18 protein-coding genes are annotated in these 20,204 nt (G+C 53.8%); 11 read left to right on the forward strand and 7 right to left on the reverse strand.

The features are described 5' to 3' along the window. Positions 1–1,089 precede the first annotated feature (1,089 nt). Together IZU99_03950 and IZU99_03955 are read left to right on the forward strand one after the other, a co-directional pair. The gene (locus IZU99_03950) at positions 1,090–1,251 is read left to right on the forward strand and encodes a hypothetical protein (GenBank protein ID UOO38415.1); all 162 of its coding nucleotides are present in this window, start codon (positions 1,090–1,092) and stop codon (positions 1,249–1,251) included. A 34-nt stretch (positions 1,252–1,285) separates the two neighbouring features. Then, positions 1,286–2,983: a recombinase family protein gene (locus IZU99_03955; protein ID UOO38416.1), complete on the forward strand. Its 1,698-nt coding sequence runs from the start codon at positions 1,286–1,288 to the stop codon at positions 2,981–2,983. Here IZU99_03955 and rlmD read toward each other — a convergent pair. Beyond that, a complete protein-coding gene (gene rlmD / locus IZU99_03960; GenBank protein UOO38417.1) occupies positions 2,872–4,248 on the reverse strand; it encodes a 23S rRNA (uracil(1939)-C(5))-methyltransferase RlmD in 1,377 nt (458 codons plus the stop codon). The two genes, IZU99_03955 and rlmD, sit on opposite strands and share 112 nt — an antisense overlap. Before the next feature lie 34 nt (positions 4,249–4,282). After that, a complete protein-coding gene (locus IZU99_03965) occupies positions 4,283–6,688 on the reverse strand; it encodes a cation-translocating P-type ATPase (protein UOO38418.1) in 2,406 nt (801 codons plus the stop codon). 186 nt (positions 6,689–6,874) lie between these two features. Between IZU99_03965 and IZU99_03970 the strand changes: the two genes are divergently transcribed. From IZU99_03970 to IZU99_03985, 4 genes are all read left to right on the forward strand, one after another. Continuing rightward, positions 6,875–8,713, forward strand: a complete 1,839-nt coding sequence (locus IZU99_03970) for an ABC transporter ATP-binding protein (protein ID UOO38419.1) — start codon at positions 6,875–6,877, stop codon at positions 8,711–8,713. Continuing rightward, entirely contained in the window at positions 8,700–10,532 is a 1,833-nt protein-coding gene (locus IZU99_03975; GenBank protein UOO38420.1) for an ABC transporter ATP-binding protein, read from the forward strand. Before IZU99_03970 ends, IZU99_03975 begins: the two co-directional genes overlap by 14 nt. Before the next feature lie 174 nt (positions 10,533–10,706). Next, complete coding sequence (locus IZU99_03980) at positions 10,707–11,867, forward strand: 1-acyl-sn-glycerol-3-phosphate acyltransferase (protein ID UOO38421.1); 1,161 nt, start codon at positions 10,707–10,709, stop codon at positions 11,865–11,867. A 27-nt stretch (positions 11,868–11,894) separates the two neighbouring features. Then, positions 11,895–13,274: a hypothetical protein gene (locus IZU99_03985; GenBank protein ID UOO38422.1), complete on the forward strand. Its 1,380-nt coding sequence runs from the start codon at positions 11,895–11,897 to the stop codon at positions 13,272–13,274. Between the two features lie 62 nt (positions 13,275–13,336). Here the strand turns inward: IZU99_03985 and IZU99_03990 are convergent, their stop codons facing one another. Then, on the reverse strand, positions 13,337–14,194 hold the full coding sequence (locus IZU99_03990) for a hypothetical protein (GenBank protein ID UOO38423.1): 858 nt from the start codon (positions 14,192–14,194) through the stop codon (positions 13,337–13,339). Between the two features lie 44 nt (positions 14,195–14,238). After that, positions 14,239–15,636 (reverse strand): UDP-N-acetylmuramate--L-alanine ligase, encoded by a 1,398-nt coding sequence (gene murC / locus IZU99_03995; protein ID UOO38424.1) that lies wholly within the window; start codon positions 15,634–15,636, stop codon positions 14,239–14,241. Positions 15,637–15,763: 127 nt separating this feature from the next. Between murC and IZU99_04000 the strand changes: the two genes are divergently transcribed. Genes IZU99_04000 through IZU99_04010 form a run of 3 tightly spaced genes read left to right on the forward strand, consistent with a single transcriptional unit; the run spans position 15,764 to position 17,677 of the window. Beyond that, on the forward strand, positions 15,764–16,951 hold the full coding sequence (locus IZU99_04000) for a polynucleotide adenylyltransferase (protein UOO38425.1): 1,188 nt from the start codon (positions 15,764–15,766) through the stop codon (positions 16,949–16,951). 44 nt (positions 16,952–16,995) lie between these two features. Then, on the forward strand, positions 16,996–17,328 hold the full coding sequence (locus IZU99_04005; protein ID UOO38426.1) for a hypothetical protein: 333 nt from the start codon (positions 16,996–16,998) through the stop codon (positions 17,326–17,328). Positions 17,329–17,341: 13 nt separating this feature from the next. Continuing rightward, on the forward strand, positions 17,342–17,677 hold the full coding sequence (locus tag IZU99_04010; GenBank protein ID UOO38427.1) for a hypothetical protein: 336 nt from the start codon (positions 17,342–17,344) through the stop codon (positions 17,675–17,677). 115 nt (positions 17,678–17,792) lie between these two features. Here IZU99_04010 and rplT read toward each other — a convergent pair whose 3' ends face one another. The 3 genes from rplT to infC are packed head-to-tail and all read right to left on the reverse strand — an operon-like array spanning position 17,793 to position 19,005. Beyond that, on the reverse strand, positions 17,793–18,152 hold the full coding sequence (gene rplT, locus IZU99_04015) for a 50S ribosomal protein L20 (GenBank protein ID UOO38428.1): 360 nt from the start codon (positions 18,150–18,152) through the stop codon (positions 17,793–17,795). Positions 18,153–18,164: 12 nt separating this feature from the next. Further along, positions 18,165–18,374 (reverse strand): 50S ribosomal protein L35, encoded by a 210-nt coding sequence (rpmI, locus tag IZU99_04020; protein ID UOO38429.1) that lies wholly within the window; start codon positions 18,372–18,374, stop codon positions 18,165–18,167. A gap of 49 nt (positions 18,375–18,423) precedes the next feature. After that, a complete protein-coding gene (infC, locus tag IZU99_04025) occupies positions 18,424–19,005 on the reverse strand; it encodes a translation initiation factor IF-3 (protein UOO38736.1) in 582 nt (193 codons plus the stop codon). Between the two features lie 227 nt (positions 19,006–19,232). On the opposite strand from infC, the gene IZU99_04030 reads away from it, so the two are divergent. Then, positions 19,233–19,667, forward strand: a complete 435-nt coding sequence (locus IZU99_04030; protein UOO38430.1) for a hypothetical protein — start codon at positions 19,233–19,235, stop codon at positions 19,665–19,667. Beyond that, entirely contained in the window at positions 19,664–20,149 is a 486-nt protein-coding gene (locus tag IZU99_04035; GenBank protein ID UOO38431.1) for a hypothetical protein, read from the forward strand. Before IZU99_04030 ends, IZU99_04035 begins: the two co-directional genes overlap by 4 nt. Positions 20,150–20,204: the final 55 nt, after the last annotated feature.

The following is a 20,204-nucleotide window of genomic DNA, read 5'->3' on the forward strand; positions in this document are numbered from 1 at the left end:
CATGGTTATTAGAGAGGGATTTTCCCTCCGTTGCCCTTTGACAATTGAATACCGATGATCCGGATACGTTTGAAGTGTGAAGGAGCCGAACTGTGGGGCGCGCCATGACTGCCGTTTAGCGGCACGAGCGACAAACGCCAACTGCGGCGGGGCGGGACGGGTAATCACGCCCGGCGACGATCTCACACTTGACACAATGATACTTGCGACTTGAACGCTTCACAGCATTGGTCGCCGCGCCATCAGCATGGGGCGGGGTGAGATTCCCATGAGGGCGGTTGCCGCCGCCCGTCCGGGTTATCTGTTTTGTAGCATACTATCAGGAGGCCGCGCCGGGCTTTACTGTCTTGTAACAGGCCGACGCTTCCCGGCGCGGTGCTCCGCCTTTTTCACAATAGGAGAAGCCGGATACATACCGCAAGCAGCGGCATACAGTGAGCCGGACGGCGGGTACGCCACGATCTTTCCTTACGCGGGAGAAGGTGATTGGATTTCAGCGTAACGGAAAAGGAGCGAAAAACACCAGCGCCGCAGGCAGAGCAGTGTCTTTCGGACGCATGGCGGCTCTGTGGCAAGCATCTGTATGTAATGAAACTTCCGTTCAGTCACAGTCCGAGCGTGATAAAACCGTCGCAGGCAATGAGAACGGCCCGCCATCAGAATGGGGGGAGGTGCAATTCCTATGGTAACAGGTACGCCGCCTGTTCGTCCGGAATGTCTGTAAACATATAAGCAAATCGAAACAAAGGGACAGCCGCGCCAAGAACCGGCCGCCTTGCCCCATCAGGGACATGCGAACACGGCAATAACCGGCGCGGCTGTTCTTTTCTTCAACATCACAAAAAAGATGCCTATAGCGTTATGTTCAAGGAATATCCCGATGTTGTGACCGCAAAGCAAAATGCTAGGGATGGATTATCTGAAGTATATCTATGTAGATGAGCTTGGCGATCGGATCAAGCCGGGGTACATCACACAGAATTTCACGGATGCGACTGGTTTTACGGTTTTTAATGTAGCGACAAACTTTTCATGAAGAAAATAACTGCTTATAATTCATGTAAGCAATACACTTGGAGGTGATTGCGAATGGAAAATATCAAAAGCATATCTGAAAATACAGCTAAGACTACTGTACCTAATGAAAAATATGCAAAGACAAAGGCATATCAAGATTTTATAAATGTACTTTCGCAGATTATCGAAAAGCATGGTGCAGAAGTTTTAATCGAAATCAATCGTGCTAAGTAAAGATGTTTTCCAATAATTTATTGGAGGTATGAGTATGAATAGGAGTGGAAAAAAATGTGTGCTTTATCCTCGTGTTAGTACTGAAATGCAGGTTGACGGTTTCAGCTTGGACGGACAGAAAAACAGCTTAAAACGCTTTGCTGACAGAGAAGAAATGGATATCGTAGACATTTACGAAGATGCTGGAAAATCCGGCAAATCCATAGAAGGCAGACCCGCTTTTAAGCAAATGCTGTGCGACATTGAAAACGGATTGGGAATCGACTATATCTTAGTATATAAGCTCTCTCGCTTCGGCAGAAACGCAGCCGACATTTTAAACTCCTTGGAACTCGTTCAATCCTTTGGCGTAAACTTAATCTGCATTGAGGAAGGCATTGACTCATCACAAACAAGTGGAAAGCTCTTAATTTCTGTACTGTCTGCCGTTGCTGAAATAGAGCGTGAAAATATCATTGAGCAGACAATGAACGGGCGAAAAGAAAAAGCCCGTCAAGGTGGTTGGAACGGCGGGTTTGCGCCCTATGGTTACTACCTCAAGGATAAGCAACTCTATGTCCAAGAAGATGAAGCCGAAGCGGTACGCATTATCTTTGACAAATATGTGAATGGTAATATGGGGTTTTATAAAATTGCCAATTACCTTAATTTGCAGGGTATCCAAAAAATCAAACGTGCCAACGGTACTCTCGCCCAATGGAGTACGCATTTTGTCAGAATGATAATCGACAATCCTGTGTACTCTGGGAAGATCGCTTTTGGCAGACGAACAAGAGAAAAGGTCAAAGGCACGAAAAATGAATACCGCCAAGTACACCAAGATGAATACATTATTGCAGACGGTCAGCACGATGCTATTATAAGCGAGGAACTTTGGAACCAGACACGTGAAAAACGAGAAATAACAGGCATAAAATCTCAATCTAAAATTGGCCGGGACAGGGCGCACTTATTAAGTGGTATTTTAAAATGCCCGAAATGTGGTGGCCCGATGTACACCAATAAACACGCTTGGACAAACAAAGATGGTACATATAAAGAAATTTACTATTATGTGTGCAGTAAAGCCCGAACAGCACGTGGAAAAAGCTGTGATTATAAAGCTATGCTCAAGAAAACCGACATTGAGCCGCTTGTCATTGAAGCAATCAGAGAGCTGATTAAAAATCAGGATTTTGCAACAGAAATCAAATCAAGGATAGGCAAGGAAATTGACACTTCGACGTTAAACAGAGAGCTAAGCAATTATGAGTCCAAACTGCGGGAGATCGAGCTTAATAAAACCCGTCTTGAAAATGAAATTGACAGTCTGCCGGAAGATACTCGTTTTAGAGAACGCAAGCTCCATGATATGACACTTCGGCTTGATGGACTGTATGACATCATCGTAGAACTAGAAGAAAAGATTGAGGATGTAAAGCTGCGCCGTAAAGCTGTGGAGCAAGATGCCATCACATTGGAAAACATCTACACCCTACTGGCTAATTTTGATAAAGTGTATGATAAAATCAGCGATGAAGAGAAAAAATCTCTAATTTCTTCGCTAATCAAAGAAATCGAGATTTTCCCATGTGACGAGGCTGAGCTGCCTTTGAAGTCTATTTTATTCAATTTTCCTGTTTATAAAGACGGTGGAGATGTTTGTGGGTTTTTGTGGGACAAAAGTACGCACGTCTCAACGTGCGCACACCTTGGGAACATGTCAAACGCGGTGGCTTCAACGGCTTTATAGCCGAGCCCGTCGAAGTGCTTGAGGTCGCGGGCGAGCGTAGCCGGGTCGCACGAGACATAGACGACGCGAGCCGGGGAGAGGGCGGCAATCGTCTCGATCACATCGGGGGCCAAACCCTTACGCGGCGGGTCGACGACGACGACGTCAGGCCGGATGCCCCTGTCCTGCAGCGCGCGCGCGGCGTCACCGGCGTCCGCACAGAGAAATTCGGCGTTTTGAATGTTGTTGAACGCGGCGTTTTCGCGCGCGTCATCAATGGCGGCCTCCACGATCTCGGCACCGAAAGCCTTTTTTGCCCCGGTGGCGAGAATGAGTGTAATCGTGCCGGTGCCGCAGTAGAGATCCAAAACCGTCTCCGTGCCGGTCAGCGCGGCGTATTCGAGCGCCTTGGCATACAGCTTTTCGGCCTGAGAACGGTTGATCTGATAAAACGAGCGCGGCGAGAGCTTGAAGCGAAGCGCGCACAGCTCGTCCACAATAAAGTCTTCGCCCCAGAGCGTTGTAAACTCGCCCGCCAAAACGGTGTTGCCGCGCGTCTTGTTGACGTTTAAGACGATACCAGCTGTCTCCGGGCAAAGCCTTCGGATTTCATCAATCAGTACATCGGGGTGCGGCAGGTCTCTGTCATTTGAAATGACGGTGACCAGCGCTTTTTTTGTCGCGAAGGCATACCGGCAAAAGACATGGCGAACAGCGCCACAGCGCCGCACCTCGTCATAAGCGGGCACGCTGTAACGGTCCATCCAGCGGCGGACGGCTGCGGCGGCGCGGTCAGAGACCTCGGCCTGAATGAGGCAGGTATCCGTCGGGACGATGTCATGGCTGCGCTCACGGTAAAAGCCGGTAACGGTGCGGCCTTCGTCCTTGCCGACGGCATAGATGGCCTTGTTGCGGTAGCGCGCAACGTCGTCCGACCCGATGATGCCGGTCACGGGAACGGTAAGCCCGCCGATGCGCTGCAGCGCATCCTCAACGCGGCGGCGCTTGAAACGCAGCTCCTCCGCGTAATCCATGTGAAGAAGGTCACACCCGCCGCACTTGCCGAAATTCGGGCATGCGGGGTCGATACGCGCGCCTGAGGGCGACAAGATTTTCAGAACCTTTGCGTAGACAATATTCTTACTGTCCTTTAAAACCTTGATGTCACACGTTTCACCGGCCAGTGCGCCTTTAACGAAAACAACGCGCCCGTCGATATGCGCAACGCCGTCACCGGACGATGTATAGCCTTCTATGACAACGGTATGAATCGAATTTTTTATCAAAACATATCACGCCAATCCAAAAATTCGTTCCGGCTTACGCCTTTTTGCGATGCCCGCTCAGAAGCCCGACGAGCTGGCGGACGACCCAGGACAGGAGAAAAAGCACCGGAACTGACAGGAAAATGACGCCCGCCGTAATGCCGATGGCCGGCCAGGAGAGCGGCGAGAGGGAGAACAAATCGTGCAGCAGTAAGCCGCCGCCGATAAAGAGCACCAGCATGGAGATGATCAAGACGCGCCGGAGCTGGTTGAGCGGCCTGCCAATGCGGTACAGCAGCATGAAGCCAATAGCGCCGATGACAATGGTCGTCATCGTTGACATTTGGTCGTCGGGAATGTTCAGGCGGCGGCAGATGAGGATGACCGCCAGCATAGCGAGATAATCCGTCAGGCCGAAGGGCAGCGCGCGGAGCAGGACGTTTCTTAAAAAGCGCCCACGGACAAGAGCGGTGTTCGGCTCTAGGGCGAGGACAAACGATGGAATCCCGATAATGGCGACGTTAAACAAAGACAGCTGCGCCGGGGTGACAGGATAGGCTAGGGCAAATAATAACGCCGTCAGCGTCAGGGCAAAGGAGAAAATGTTTTTAACGAGAAAGAGAGAGGCCGAGCGCTCGATATTGTTGATAACGCGGCGGCCCTCGGCGACGACGGCGGGCATAGCGGCGAAATTGGAGTCCATCAACACAAGCTGCGAGACCTGGCACGCCACATCGCTGCCGGAGGCCATGGCAATGCTGCAGTCGGCGTCCTTCAGCGCCAAAACGTCGTTCACGCCGTCGCCCGTCATCGCAACGGTGTGCCCCGCGGCCTTTAAAGCGCGCACGAGCTTGCGTTTCTGGTCCGGCGTGACGCGGCCGAAGACGGTATACTCGCGCACGGCGCTTTTAATTTTCCGCTCCGTCGTCAGTGTCGACGCGTCAACGTATCGGTCGGCGTTTTGAATACCGGCCTCCAGCGCAACGCTTGAAACGGTTACAGGGTTATCGCCGGAGATAACCTTGATGGCGACGCCCTGCTGCTCAAAATATCGAAATGTCGCCGGGGCTTCGGGCCGAATGCTGTTCGTGAGGACGACGAGTGCCAGCGGCATAACGCGCCCCGTCGGCTTCGGGTCCTTTAGCGCCCCGCCGTACCCGGCGAAAAGCAGAACGCGGCAGCCCTGAGCGGAATAGCGCTCAATATCACTTTGATAATCGGCGTAATTGGTCAGCAGGATTTTTTCAGGCGCACCGAGCAAAAATACCCCCGCCGTCTGGAAGGCGGCGCCGCTGTATTTCGTAGCGGATGAAAACGGCAGAATCTGCAAGGCCCGCCGCTTCGGGCTGCCGGTGAAATAGCTTTTCAGGGCGGCCATCGTCTCGTTGTCGGCGGCCATGCTGGCTGAAAAATCCGTCAAAAGGGAGACGATGCCGTCATAGTCGGCCTCCCCGCCGAGCGGGAAGACCTCGCGAACGGCCATTTTGTTTTCCGTAATCGTGCCGGTTTTGTCGACGCACAAAACATCAACGCGGGCAAGCGTCTCAATGCAGCCCATATCGTGCACAAGCGTTTTCTTCTGCGCCAGGCGCATAATGCTGACGGTGAGCGCGACGGAGACGAGTAGGTAAAGCCCCTCCGGAATCATACCGATGAGGGCCGCAACGGTGGAGACGACGCTCTCAGTCACGCTGCGGTTAAGCGCTGCCGTCTGCTGGATATACAAAAGAATGCCGAAGGGGACGATCACAAAGCCGATGACCTGAATCAGGCGCGTCAGTGCGTGCATCATTTCTGACCGGCGCTTTTTCCCGTTCTTTTTCGCTTCGACTGTCAGCTTGGAGACAAACGAGTCGCACCCGACCTTGTCAAGCCGCGCCCGGCACTCGCCGGAGACGATGAAGCTCCCTGATAAAAGCGTCATGCCCGGTGTTTTGATGATCTCGTCGGCCTCACCGGTGACAAGGGCTTCGTTGACGCGGCATTCGCCCGTTAAAACGATGCCGTCGGCGTAAATCTGGTTGCCTGCCGAAAAAACGGCAATATCGTCGAGAACGGCCTCTTCCGCCGGAATCGACACGGCCGCGCCGTCCCGGATAACGGTGGCGTGCGGCGAGGCGATAAATTTGAGCTCGGCGAGCTTTTTCTTAGAGCGCAGCTCCTGAACGATACCAATGGCGGTGTTGACGACGATAACGCCCATAAACGTCAGATCCTTATACGAGCCGACAAGGATGATAAGACCGGAGAGGATGAAAAAAACGAGATTAAAATACGTAAAAATATTATCTTTAAAAATCTGCCCGACCGTCTTCTCCGCCGAAGCGGGGGTTTCATTGCCGTAGCCGTTATCCAACCGCTCTTTTGCCTGCCGGGCCGTCAGGCCGGTTTCGGCGTGCGCTTCAATCCGCGGCAGGACTTTATTGAGCGTCACGGTTTCAGTTGGATTACCGAAGTGCAAGAACGATCACCTGCTTTACCAAATTTGACAAATAACCAAATTATTATACCATAACAACGCGCCTATTGCATCCCCTTATCGAAAAAGGGTGTTTTTCCGCCGGAAAAGGCCTGCTTGCTTTTTACCCGCCCGTATGGCACTATTAAATCAGGTTTAATCCAAACACAAAAAACATTGTGGTGCACCATGAAACAGACAAAAAATCACGTTTTTCATCTGCTGACCGATTTTGCCAGGGGGTCAAAGCGGTATTTCGCCGGGGCCGTTGCCGCCGCCGCTTTGAGTATTCTGTTTACTTTTCTCATGCCGCAGATCGTCGGCTTTACGGTGGACGCCGTGCTCGGTACGAAAGCTGTCATGCTGCCAGCGGTTTTTTCCGGGTGGTATGACGCGCTGGGCGGCCGGGGCTTTCTGCGTGCGCATTTTCTGTTCTGTGCTGCCGGTGTTGTGCTGTCCGCCCTGCTCGCCGGCCTCTTTAACTATATTTCACGGATGCAGGCGGCAAAGGGCACCGAGCGTTTTACGAAGAAGCTCCGTGACACGCTTTTTACCCATGTGCAGTATCTCCCGTTTTCCTGGCATAACGCCAATCAGACGGGCGATATCATCCAGCGGTGCACCTTCGACGTCGACACAGCGCAGCGTTTTGTTGCCCAGCAGCTGTTTGAGGTCGTGCGCACGTTTATTCTCGTCACCCTCGCCCTTGTCATCATGTTCTCCATGAACGCGTCCCTCGCGCTTATCGCCCTTGGTTTTATCCCCCTTGTCATCGGCTACTCAACGATTTTCTTCAAACGCATCGCCAGCCGTTTTAAAGAAGCCGATGAGGCTGAGGGGGAGCTGCTCATTCATATTCAGGAGAATTTGACGGGTGTGCGTGTCGTCCGGGCGTTCGGCAGGGAGAAATATGAGCTCGACCGCTTTGACGAAAAAAATGACTTCTACGTCGGGAAATGGCTCTCGCTCGGCAAAATCCTCGGCATCTTCTGGGGCATCGGCGACATTGTCTCTGCGCTGGAGCTTTTGCTGATGGTAGCCGTCGGCGCCGTGATCGCCGTCGGCGGCGCGCTGACGCTTGGGCAGTTTCTTGTGTTCATCAGCTATACGCTTACCATGTCGTGGCCTGTCCGCCAGCTCGGGCGCCTCCTCTCGGAGATGAGCAAGGCGGGCGTTTCGTTTGCGCGGATCAAGGAAATCCTTGACGCGCCTGTTGAAAGAGACGACCCATCCGCCAAAAAACCGCCGCTCAACGGCGACATTGTCTTCGACCGCGTGTCGTTTTCCTACGGCGCGCAGCCTGTTTTGCAGGAGTTGAGCTTCACCGTCAAAAGCGGGAAGACGCTTGGCATTCTCGGCGCGACGGGAGCGGGCAAATCAACGCTTACCTATCTCTTAAACAGGCTTTACGATCTCAAGGACGGCGAGGGGCGCATCACCATCGGCGGCACTGATATCCGGGAGATTGACAGGCGCTATTTAAGGCGACATGTCGGCCTTGTTCTGCAAGAGCCGTTTTTATTTTCAAAGACAATTTTCGATAATATTGATATCGCCGCAGAGACGCGTGACAGCGCCCGCGTCCGGAAAAGTGCCGAAATCGCGGCGATGGATGAGACCATTCGATCCTTTGAGGACGGGTATAACACGCTCGTCGGGGAGCGGGGCGTCACGCTTTCGGGCGGGCAGAAGCAGCGGCTGACGATGGCACGCACACTGATGCAAAACGCGCCGATCATGGTGTTTGACGACGCGATGTCAAGCCTTGACATGGAGACGGATGCGAAAATCCGCGAAGCTCTGCATGAGAAGACAGCCGGGACGACGGTTATCCTGATCTCTCACCGAATCGCAACGCTCATGCTTGCCGATACGATTCTAGTGCTTGAAAACGGCCGGATTGCTGAAATCGGTTCGCACGAAGAGCTTGTTGCGCAAAACGGCATCTACCGCCGCGTTTATGGGTTGCAGTCGGGCCTGACCGACGAAGACGAGGGATGGGAGGCGGCGGAACATGCGGGAAAGTGAAATCGATGACAAAGCGTTGAGCCTCGGCATTTGGGCCCGTCTCGCGCCATATTTAAAGCAGGTTCGAAAGCACCTTGTTGCCGTCAGTGTCTTTATGCTGCTGTCGGCGCTTGCCAACGCGGCTTTTCCGCTATTTACGAGTTATGCCGTCAACGCCTTCATTACGCCTGGCAGAACGGCGGGGCTTTGGCTGTTTTGTGTGGTGTTCTTGGCGCTTATTGTCTTCGAAAGGCTCACCGTGTTGCTCTTTTCACGCCAATCCATCGCGGTGGAAATGTACATGGGCCGCCAGTTAAAAAGAGACTGCTTTGTCCGGCTGCAAGAGCTGCCAATTTCCTTCTACAATGTCAATGCCGTGGGGTATCTCATTGCGCGCATCATGTCCGACACGGACAGAATCAGCGGTATGGTGGCGTGGGGCTTTTCCCACGCGGCGTGGAATCTGTGCTACATTCTGGGGGCGATTGTCTTCATGGTTACCCTGAAGCCGTCACTCGCGCTCCTCTTGCTCGCACTCGTCCCCGTCGTCGCGCTTATAACGGTTTACTTCCAGAAGAAAAACGTTTTTGTCAGCAGGCGTATCCGTGCCGTCAACGCGCAAATTACCGGCGCGTATAACGAGGGGATTACCGGGGCGAGAGTCTCCAAAACGCTGGTGATTGAAGAGAAAAACTGCCGTGATTTCGAAGCGGTGACAAGCGAGATGTACCGGCAGGCCGTTAAAAGCGCCCGCCTGACGGCCACAATGCTGCCGCTTGTCCTGTTCTGCGGGGCCCTCGCCGTCGGCGCCGTTTTGTACAAGGGCGGCATCCTCGTTTTGAATGATCTGCTGGACTATGGCATTCTGGCGGCCTTTATTTCTTACGCCGTCAGTATCATTGAGCCGATTATGCAGGTCTCCAGTCTCCTGTCGGACATGGTGGGCGCGCAGGTCGGCATCGAGCGTGTCACAGCCCTTGTCGACGCGCCGCTGACGATCAGCGACGCGCCGGACGTCATCGAAAAATATGGGGACGTTTTTAATCCGAAGCGGGAAAACTGGGAACCGATCATTGGTGAAATCACCTTTGAAAATGTCTCGTTTCACTATCCCGACAGCGACACATATGTCTTGGAGGATTTCTGCCTTCACATCCCGGCCGGGACAACAGTGGCCATCGTCGGCGAGACGGGGGCCGGAAAGTCGACACTCGTTAATCTGGCCTGCCGCTTCTATGAGCCGACGCGCGGGCGCGTTTTAATCGATGGGCGCGATGTGCGCGAGCGGAGCCAGCTGTGGCTGCACTCGGCGCTCGGATATGTCCTGCAGGACCCGCATCTTTTTTCCGGAACAATGATGGAAAATATCCGCTATGGGCGGATCGAGGCGACCGACGACGAGGTTAGAAAAGCCGCCGCGCTCGTCTCGGCAGACATTGTCGCCGGGCGGCTCCCGGATGGGTATGACACGCAGGTCGGCGAGGGGGGCTCCCGGCTGTCGACGGGGGAAAAGCAGCTCGTCTCCCTAGCACGCGCCGTTCTGGCAGACCCGCCCATCTTTGTTTTAGATGAAGCCACGTCAAGCATCGACACAGAGACAGAGCAGCTTATTCAAAATGCCGTTGCCCATATCCTCAAAGGGCGCACCTCCTTTCTGATTGCCCACCGCCTTTCAACGATCCGCCGCGCGGATCTCATCCTCGTTGTTGACGACGGCAAAATCGTCGAGCGCGGGACGCATGAGACGCTTTTAGCGCAAAACGGCCGCTATGCCGCGCTTTGCCGCGCGATGCGCCTGGAGGAGGACAAGTTTGTCGGCGCGCCGCCGGATGACCACTAAGAAAGGCACAAAACCGCCTTCTGCCGGGCGCATCAGGAATTCCTCGGCGTCGGCACGATGCATGCCGACTTCACGGATAATCTGCCGGAGCGCACGCTGGAGAAGATTTTTGCGAGAACTTTGTCACGTTTTACGGGCTGTAGGCACCCGTGATTCAAACGCTTTGGAGGGAAGATGAACAATTCGGCTCGATTCCGGCATGCGCTCATCTGGCGGCTCGTCAGGCTTCCGGCATGCGTGTTCCTCAAGCTCAGGTTTCGTTTTTCCGCCCGCCCCGCGCCGGACATGACGGAGCCGTTTCTGTTGATAGCCAACCACCTGACGGATTTCGATCCCCTCTTTGTCGGCGCGCGCTTTAAGAAAAACATCTATTTTGTCGCCAGCGAGCATTTATACCGCCGGGGCTTTTTATCACACCTGCTTTCGTGGGCGTTTGCCCCGATTGCGCGTATCAAAGGCTCGGCGGACACAGTCTCGGCGATGAACATTATCCGAACGCTGCGCCGCGGCTCAAGCGTCTGTATCTTTGCCGAGGGCGACCGATCGTGGAACGGCGTCACAGGCCCTCTGCACGCGACGACAGCCCGCCTCGTCAAGGCCGCGCGCGTCCCGCTTGTCACATACCGCCTGACGGGCGGTTATCTGACAAGCCCCCGCTGGAGCAGGAGCCTGCGCCGCGGGAAAATTGACGGCGGTGTTGTCCGCGTCACCGCCGCGCAGGCGCTCGCCGCCATGACGGACGAGGATCTGACGGCAATGATCTTTTCGGATATCTATGACGACGCATATGACGATCAGGAAAAAACCCCTGTCGTCTATCGTGGGAAGAAGCTTGCCGAGGGACTGGAAAACGCCATTTACACCTGCCCGGTATGCCGCGGCATCGGCACGACGCACAGCAGCGGCGATCTGTTTTACTGCGACTGCGGCCTGACGCTCCGGTATACGGAAATGGGTTATCTGGAGGGTGAGCGCGCGCCCTTTAAAACGATCCGCGATTGGGACGCGTGGCAGACCGTGTTTCTGCGTGATGCCGCCCGGTCTTTTGGCGACGGGCCGATTTTTGAAGACACCGCGCAGAGCCTTTGGCGCATTGGTGACGACCACAGCGAAACGCTGGTGGCGGAAGGATCGCTCACGCTGTCGAAAAAAAGTTTGGCCCTCGGATCGTTTGTCGTTCCGCTTGAAAACATCTACCGCATGGGCGTTTACGGGGCGGCAACGATTGTTTTCTCCGCAGACGGGGTCAACTACGAGATCAAGTCAGAAGTCTCGCGCAGCGGGCGGAAATATCTGACGATGTATGACATCCTGACCGCCTGCAAAAAGCCGTAACGATTTCCGTTAAATAGGAGGAATACGATGGATTATTCAAATTTGAACACCGCCCTCTGGAACGTCATCATTCAGTTTGGCATCATCGCCGTTATTATCCTGTTTTCTAATTTTTTGCGCCGCAAAGTGCGCTTTATCCGGGACAGCCTGATGCCGACGGCGGTGCTCGGCGGCTTCCTCCTCCTGCTCGTCCGATCCACCGGGCTGCTGCGTTTTGATGCGGCATTTATGGAGATTCTCATTTATCACGGTATCGCGCTTGGGTTTATCGCTATGTCGCTGCGGCTTCCGACGCATTTTTCGGGCGAAAAGGGGAGCCTGACCGGCCCGAAGAGCGGGGCGATCATCGTCGGCTCCTACCTGATTCAGGCGATCATCGGGCTTGCCATTTCGATCACGCTGGCCTATACGGTCATGCCCGGGCTTTTCAAAGCCGCCGGTATACTCCTGCCGATGGGCTACGGCCAGGGGCCGGGGCAGGCCAACAATGTCGGCACGACGTATCAGGCGGCCGGTTTTGTCGGCGGGCGGAGCTTCGGCCTGTCGCTGGCGGCAACGGGGTATTTGTGCGCCTGTATCGTCGGCGTTATTGCGCTCAACGTTCTGGCCGCTAAAGGTAAATTACGAAAAACAACCGCGTCGGATGTCTCCGGTTCCGTCATTGTCGACAGCTTTCAGGATGAGGGTGAAATTCCGATTTCCGAGTCCGTCGACAAGTTCTCCATTCAGGTTGCGCTCGTGCTGCTTGTTTATCTGGCGACATTTCTTGTGACGTGGGGCGTGACGGCGGCGCTTCAAGCATATTTACCGGGTGTCGCCGCCATGCTCAATACGCTGTTATGGGGTTTTAACTTTATCATCGGCTCGGCGCTGGCCATTCTGACACGCGTTATTATGAAAAATCTCCGCCTCAAGCGGATTATGACGCGCCAATACCAGAACAATTTTCTACTCAGCCGCATTTCCGGTTTCTTTTTTGACATCATGATCGTGGCGGGCATTGCGTCAATTCGGATTGAGGAGCTCACCGGCCTTTGGCTTCCGTTTGCGCTGATGGCGGTCGCGGGCGGCGTCGTAACATGGTATTTTCTCGTCTGGGTCTGTAAAAAAGTCTACAAAGGGTATTTTTATGAGGGGCTTTTGTCGATGTACGGCATGATGACCGGCACCATCAGCTCCGGAATTTTGCTGCTTCGTGAAATTGACCCCGAATTTAAAACACCGGCGGCAAACAACCTCATAACTGGGTCCAGCTTTGCCATCATCCTCGGCGCGCCAATGCTCATTTTCATCGGCATGGCCTATGAATCCAGCGTGATGACGGTTGTAACGCTCGGTCTGTGCGCCGCTTACTTCGTCCTCATGCTGCTGTTTATTTTTAAAGTCAATCCGCGCGGCAAAAAATGAACGAACGAAAACGCCCCGCCTTCGAAGCGTTGTGCTCCAAGGCGGGGCGTAATTTTTTCGCGTCAGGGGGAACCGTCATTTGCCGTGCCGTTATCCGGGGGTTGTGCCATCCTGCGGTGATGCGCGTTAATTTCCAGAATGATAATAAAGCCAAGCATCGTGAAAATCATAGGATAGATTACAGCGGTGGAGAAAAGGGATACATCAGCCGCCGCGTGACGGCCAATGGACATGAGCAAAATGAGCGGGATGCTCAGAAACGACATTTGAAATCTGATCACGTCCAGCGCCGCCTGGCAGGACAGCGCCGTGAGATAGACGCCCAAAACTGTGTAAAAACCCGTCAGAACGACGGCGCGCCTGTCGTCAAAGCCCTTGAACAGACGGATGCCCGCATAGACAAAAATCGGCGGCAGGACAAAAAGCGGCCAGAAAACAGTGCCGGTTATATACGTCAAAACGGTGGTCGGCAAAACGGCGAGTATAACCCCGCAAAAGCCGCCGACGATGGACATCGGCAAAAGTACCTGATACCGCGCACGCCATTTTAAACCGGCCTTGTGCCATTTTGGAACGGCTCCGCGCAATGCCGCTTTAACATCAGACGGCCATTGCCGGGCGGCATCCAGCTGCTTTTGGATGGCACTTCGGAGCTTTGCCGGCGCAGCGCGCAGATGCGCAGCGGCCGCTTTTATTTTTTTGCTTAACGCACGCGCCTTTTCGGCGACGGCTGCCAGTGCCGCGCGCAGACGACCGATGCGCGCAGAAAGCCTCAAAAACGGCTGTCTGCCCGCCGGTTCGGTACTGCCGTTTTGTAAAGACGGATTGTCAGGGACTTCCTGCGCCGTGTCTGTGTTTCGCTTTTTTAATGTGGTGAACCGGGCAAGAAGTTTTGATGTTCCCGCGATATGTCCTTCCAACAGTCTATCAGCTCCCTGTTTGACGTTGGCGCACAGCGTGGCCTTTAGCCGTTTGCACTGCTGCGCAGTTGGCTTTCCGTGAGATGCTCGCCGACCTTGTAAATGTCCCCGGCGCCGACGGTGAGAACGATATCGCCGTCATGGACCGACTGAAGAATCTGGCGTTCCATGTCCTCGAACGTGGGGCAGAAGACGGCACCCGGAATTTGGGCTGCGAGGTCGGCGGATGTAATGCCGATTGTGTTTTTCTCGCGCGCGGCGTAGATGTCGGCCAGAAATAAAACATCCACTCGGCGGAGCTCGGCGACAAAATCGTCGAACAGAGCATGTGTGCGCGTATAGGTGTGCGGCTGAAATGCGCAGATCACACGCCGGTAGCCAAGGCCAAACACGGCGTCGAGAAGGGCGTGCAGCTCGCGCGGATGGTGGGCATAATCATCATAAACGACAGCGCCGTTGACCGTGCCTTTGTATTCAAAGCGCCGTCCGGCACCTGTAAAGTCGAGGAGCCCCTCTGAAACGGCCTCAGCCGGTATCCCGAGAGTGATGGCGGATGCTGTTGCCGCCAGCGCGTCAACCACGTTGTGGCGGCCGGGGACGCTTAAAACAATATGGCAGAAAAAAGCGCCGTCATAGAGTACGTCAAAACTGGAGCCGCCGCCGGTGAGCGTGACATTCACCGCACGCACACGCGCATTTTCGCCGAAGCCGAACGTCAGAAGCGGCCGCTCAAGCGGGGCGAGCGTTTCCATCGTGTTGCGGTCGTCGGCGTTGCAGACGATAAAGCCGTTTTCGGGGACGAGGGAGGCAAAATGCCGGAAGGAGTTTTTAACGTCGTCCAGGTCCTTGAAGAAATCAAGATGGTCAGCGTCAACGTTGAGAATAACGGCAACCGTCGGGAAAAAGCTGTGAAAAGAATTATAATATTCGCAGGATTCGAGTACAATCACGTCACCGCTGCCAACGTGATGGCCCGCGTTGAGCTTTGGCAGCGTTCCGCCGATCATCACGGTCGGGTCGGCTCCGGCGGCCATCAAAATATGCGTGACCATGGAAGTCGTCGTCGTCTTGCCGTGCACACCGGCGACGCAAACGGCGTTTTTATAGCCGCGCATGATAAAGCCCCAAGCTTCCGCGCGCTCAAAGACGGGAATCCCGGCAAGGCGCGCCGCGGCAATTTCAGCATTGTCGTCCCGGGCGGCAGCTGTTCGGATTAGAAAGCAAGCCCCGTCAACGTTTTCCGCCTTGTGGCCGATGGCAATGTCAATCCCCAGCGCGCGCAGACGGCGGACGGCGGCGCTGTCGCTCATATCTGAGCCGGTGATTTCAACGCCCATGTTGTGCAGCACTTCGGCCAGCGGCGACATGGAAACGCCGCCGATGCCGACAAGATGCCCCCTGGAGCCGGACTTGAGGCAGGATTCAAATTCAGAAATACTCATAAAACCCCCCAGGGCATTTAAACAGAATTGTCTTTGCGCCGATAAATGATTATAATACTTAGAGGATATTTTTACAAGAGTGATTATAGAGCGCTTTCTGGCGCTTTATGCAGGAAGAAGGCAGATCGTGATGACCGAGATACCCGGTTTTGTGCGTCGTATCCTCATGGCGCTGGAGACAGGCGGTTTTTCTGCCTGTCTCGTCGGCGGCTGCCTGCGCGATATGCTGATGAAAAGGCCCGTACACGACTGGGATGTGGCAACGTCCGCCCGGGCAGAGCAAATCGCGGCGCTTTTCCCAAAAACAGTGAACACGGGCATCCGCTTCGGGACGGTCACGGTGCTCACCGACCATGGCCCGGTTGAAGTAACAACCTTCCGCAGCGACGGGGATTATCGCGATAACAGGCACCCAGAATCCGTCCGCTTTGTCGGCGATCTGTATGAAGATTTGAAACGGCGCGATTTTACAATGAACGCTATAGCCATGACGGCGGGCGGCGTGCGCACAGACCCGTTTGACGGACAGGGTGATATTGAAAAAGGCCTTATCCGATGTGTCGGAGACCCGGAAGCCCGCTTTGGGGAAGATGCCCTGCGCCTTTTTCGCGCGGTTCGCTTTGCCGCGCAGCTCGGTTTTGACATTGAGGCCGGGACGCGGGCGGCGATTATAAAATGCGCGCCGTTGTGCGCCGCGCTGTCTGCTGAACGCGTCCGTGACGAGACGGAGAAAACACTGATGAGCGACAATCCGGCGCTCGTTGGGACGGCAATCGTCTTCGGCTTATATGTCAGCAGACTGAAAGCTGCCAAGTCTGTGCCGGAAAACCTTGAACACGTCAAAAAACTGCCGAAAAATGCGCGGATGCGCTGGTCGGCTTTCTGTGCCGTACTGTGCCGTGACCGGCTGATTGACGACGCGGGAGATTTTCTGCGCGCCATGCGTCTTGACGCGAAAACGATTAAAGCCGGCGGGGCAGGCGTCAAAACGGCGCTGACAGGGCATATTGGGGACGCGGTAGCCATAAAAAGGGTTTTGTCCGACATTGGGGAAGATGGCGCATTGTGCGCCGCCGCCGCCGAAGAAGTTTTGTACGGCACGGACGCAGTCAGCCGCGTCGAAGAGGTATTATCAAGCGGCGCGTGCTGGTCGTACAAAGACCTTGCGGTGAGCGGCGACGATTTGCTGCGCCTTGGTTTTGATGCCGACAAGCGCCTTGGATGTATACTTCACAAACTGTTGCAGCACGTGATCGAACATCCGGGAGATAACAGGAAGGACATCCTGAAGAAAATTGCCGAGAACGAACGATAATACACCTCATGCAAAGCCGCTGGCCAGAGACTGAGGCAGCTAAAATGCTTGAAGATGAGGGGTATGTTACGCAGTCATCGAATTATCAAAGGAATATTTTTGGCCTAAAAGTACCTTCAACTGATAAAATGAAGAGAGAAAAAAGGCTGGAAGATAACAAAGAAAACGCCATGTATGTTGCGGCATATTTGCGGTACTTTCAAGATATCTGGCAAGATGAGTACCCAGACATCATTAAGAATCCTTCAATATTAGGCGCTCTATATAATAAGGGACATCAAACAACAAAGCCCCATTCTTCTCCAGAATCTAATGAATTTGGTGATTTCGTAGCCGGTAATTACGATTATATGAGCGAATTGCTTGGCATGAAGTAAATTAGGAGAGTCTATGAAAAAAACACTTATTGTTATATTATTTTTAATTTTATTTTGCTTTGTTCTTTTTTGGGTAGGTTCATTTACATATTGTGAAATTTTGACTGTCCGGCATGGGCAGGAATTTACGGAGCTCTACAAATTAACCAATATGATTGACAAAGTAGATTATCTGAAAGTCCTAAATTATTCTGATAATATTGCAAAAGTTTATTATGTAGCAGAACACGCAGGTGGAGATGTTATTATATTTACAAAACAGAGTAATGAATGGGAATTAGAAAAATGGTATACCGTTTGGTCGAAGTACGGAAGCGCGGATGATTTTATGTGGCCGTACATAAGGTAGAAGTCTCACCACCAAGCCCCGCGTTTGCCGGGCTTGGTCTAAGGTATTTGTAGGACGAATGCCTCAAACAAATAACAGCCTCCCGCACACTGCGGGAGGCTGTTGATATGTTGGGTTACGCCCCGATGGCGCCCTTCGCGGTGCTCACGAGGGCGGTAAACGCCTCAGGCTCGTGGATGGCCATTTCGGAGAGCATCTTGCGGTTCATATCGATACCGGAGAGCTTCAGGCCGTGCATGAAGCGGGAGTAGTTCATCCCGTTCATTTTGCATGCGGCGTTGATACGGGAAATCCACAGCTGACGGTAGTCTCTTTTTTTGCGCTTGCGGCCGACATACGCGTAGGTGAGGGATTTCATGACGGCCTGATTGGCCATCTTATAATGGGTTGACTTGGCGCCCCAATAGCCCTTGGCGAGCTTTAAAATCTTATTTCTTCTTTTGCGCGTCATCATCGCGCCTTTAACTCTGGCCATTGTAAAACCTCCTTATTTGTACGGGATCATGCGCTTGATAGCCGATTCGTTCGTCACGTCGGCATAGGCACCCTGCCGGAGGCCTCTCTTGCGCTTGGGGGATTTCCCGTGACCGTTGAGAAGGTGGCTCTTGTTCGCGTGCGCACGCTTGACTTTACCGGATTTTGTGAGACTGAATCTCTTTTTTGCCCCACTGTGGGTTTTAAGTTTAATCTTAGGCATGGCTGGTACTCCTTCCAATTTAAACAATGCGAAAAAATCTCATCAAAAATTACTTTGTCTTCGGGGACAGGAACATCGCCATGAACCGCCCCTCCAGCTTCGGATTCTTATCAACGGAGGCAAACTCGGCACAGCCTTCGGCAAATTTCTTTAAAAGATCCTCACCGATGTTGGTGTGCGCCATCTCTCTGCCACGGAAACGAACCGTGACTTTCAGGCGGTCGCCGTCCTGCAGGAATTTAAGCCCGTTTTTCAGCTTGGTGTTAAAGTCATTGATGCCGATGCCGGGTGACATGCGGATTTCCTTGACTTCAACAATATGCTGATTTTTGCGTGCTTCCTTCTCCCGCTTGGCCTGCTCGAAACGATACTTGCCGTAATCCATGATCTTGCAGACGGGCGGCGTCGATGTCGGCGCGATTTTCACGAGATCAAGCTCGCGCTCAAAGGCGATCTTCATCGCGTCGGCGGATGACATGATCCCAAGCTGGGCCCCGTCATCTCCGATGAGACGAATTTCCTTGTCACGAATATCCTCATTAATTTGATAAGACGTATTGCTGATATTAAAGCACCTCCTGTAATAAACCCGACAAAACAAAATGCGGATGCCAAAAGCACCCGCGTTCATGACGACGCTGTCCGGCAAAATACCGGAAAGGTTCCATGTTGACCACGGCACGCCAAGCGGCCGGGTGAGGACGGGGATGCCGTTCTGCTTTATTTTGACCCGTTTATTCTAACAAGGGCGACGCTGTTTGTCAAGAAAAACATTGCAATTTTCTCGTGCTGTGAGGAGCATAAATCGGTTTGATCAGGAGAATATAAACGTCACAAAGCTGCAAAAGGAGCACGTGTATGACAAAAGGCAGGCGATCACCGGCCGTCTTTTTCAAATTTTCATCCCTCTTTCTGGCGGGCGGTCTCGTTTACGGAGCGTTGGAGCTTCTCTGGCGCGGGCGGACGCATTGGTCCATGCTCTTGGCGGGCGGCGTCTGCGCCGTGTTTTTGTATTTGATTGCCGTCAAGCTGGGTGAGCCTGTCTGGAAAAAGTGGATCATGGGCGGTGCCGTTATCACAACGGTCGAATTTGTGACAGGCATTCTCGTCAACATTGTGCTCGGCTGGCATGTCTGGAGCTATGACGGCAACTGGGGCAATTTATTCGGCCAGATTTGCCTCGTCTTCGCGCTTTTCTGGGTGCTCCTGTCAATTCCCGGCGTCTGGCTCATGCAGCTTGTCGGGCAGCGGGTTTTTCGTGAGGTCATACACGGGAGGCGGAAGAAGGCATGATGGACTTGACGGTCGTTGAAACTGGCGATGAAAACATCGCCGAACAGATTGCTGTAAGACTCGGGGAAGAAAAAAGCTACGGCGACAGCCTTTTCGTCAGAAAAGTCGGAACACTCGCTGATGTTGGCCGGGTCAAGCCCGATATCCTCGTCCTCTCCCCGTCGTCGTCGGCCGAACGCACCGGACAGACGGAAAAAACGCGCTGCGGCTTCTTGCTGCTGCCGGGAGATGCCGGTGGCAGCGGTGTTGAGGCCGACTGCGTCGTCACCTACGGCATGTCGCCGAAAAATACGCTGACGCTCTCATCCATCGGTGAAGAGGCGTGCGTTTTGGCGTTGCAGCGCGAGCTGCCGACGGCGTCGGGCGGCGTTGTCGAGCGGCAGGAAATTAAAATCAGAGGCGGTCTGCGGCCGGATATCCTGTTGGCGGTTACAGGCGCGCTGCTGATATTGGGCCATTACCGGCCGGAGCCAAACGGGTAGTCTAACACTCATCCCCCGCACATATACTGTCCACAGATACGAGGTCGTGACGGAC

This window comes from Oscillospiraceae bacterium CM (assembly GCA_022870705.1).
GTDB lineage: Bacteria > Bacillota > Clostridia > Oscillospirales > Oscillospiraceae > Sporobacter.

Coding starts and splice junctions, on each gene's coding strand:
- IZU99_03950 (UOO38415.1), top strand. CDS start 1,090: ATGGAAAATATCAAAAGCATATCTGAAAATACAGCTAAGACTACTGTA.
- IZU99_03955 (UOO38416.1), top strand. CDS start 1,286: ATGAATAGGAGTGGAAAAAAATGTGTGCTTTATCCTCGTGTTAGTACT.
- IZU99_03970 (UOO38419.1), top strand. CDS start 6,875: ATGAAACAGACAAAAAATCACGTTTTTCATCTGCTGACCGATTTTGCC.
- IZU99_03975 (UOO38420.1), top strand. CDS start 8,700: ATGCGGGAAAGTGAAATCGATGACAAAGCGTTGAGCCTCGGCATTTGG.
- IZU99_03980 (UOO38421.1), top strand. CDS start 10,707: ATGAACAATTCGGCTCGATTCCGGCATGCGCTCATCTGGCGGCTCGTC.
- IZU99_03985 (UOO38422.1), top strand. CDS start 11,895: ATGGATTATTCAAATTTGAACACCGCCCTCTGGAACGTCATCATTCAG.
- murC (UOO38424.1), bottom strand. CDS start 15,636: ATGAGTATTTCTGAATTTGAATCCTGCCTCAAGTCCGGCTCCAGGGGG.
- IZU99_04005 (UOO38426.1), top strand. CDS start 16,996: ATGCTTGAAGATGAGGGGTATGTTACGCAGTCATCGAATTATCAAAGG.
- IZU99_04010 (UOO38427.1), top strand. CDS start 17,342: ATGAAAAAAACACTTATTGTTATATTATTTTTAATTTTATTTTGCTTT.
- rplT (UOO38428.1), bottom strand. CDS start 18,152: ATGGCCAGAGTTAAAGGCGCGATGATGACGCGCAAAAGAAGAAATAAG.
- rpmI (UOO38429.1), bottom strand. CDS start 18,374: ATGCCTAAGATTAAACTTAAAACCCACAGTGGGGCAAAAAAGAGATTC.
- infC (UOO38736.1), bottom strand. CDS start 19,005: ATGAACGCGGGTGCTTTTGGCATCCGCATTTTGTTTTGTCGGGTTTAT.
- IZU99_04030 (UOO38430.1), top strand. CDS start 19,233: ATGACAAAAGGCAGGCGATCACCGGCCGTCTTTTTCAAATTTTCATCC.
- IZU99_04035 (UOO38431.1), top strand. CDS start 19,664: ATGATGGACTTGACGGTCGTTGAAACTGGCGATGAAAACATCGCCGAA.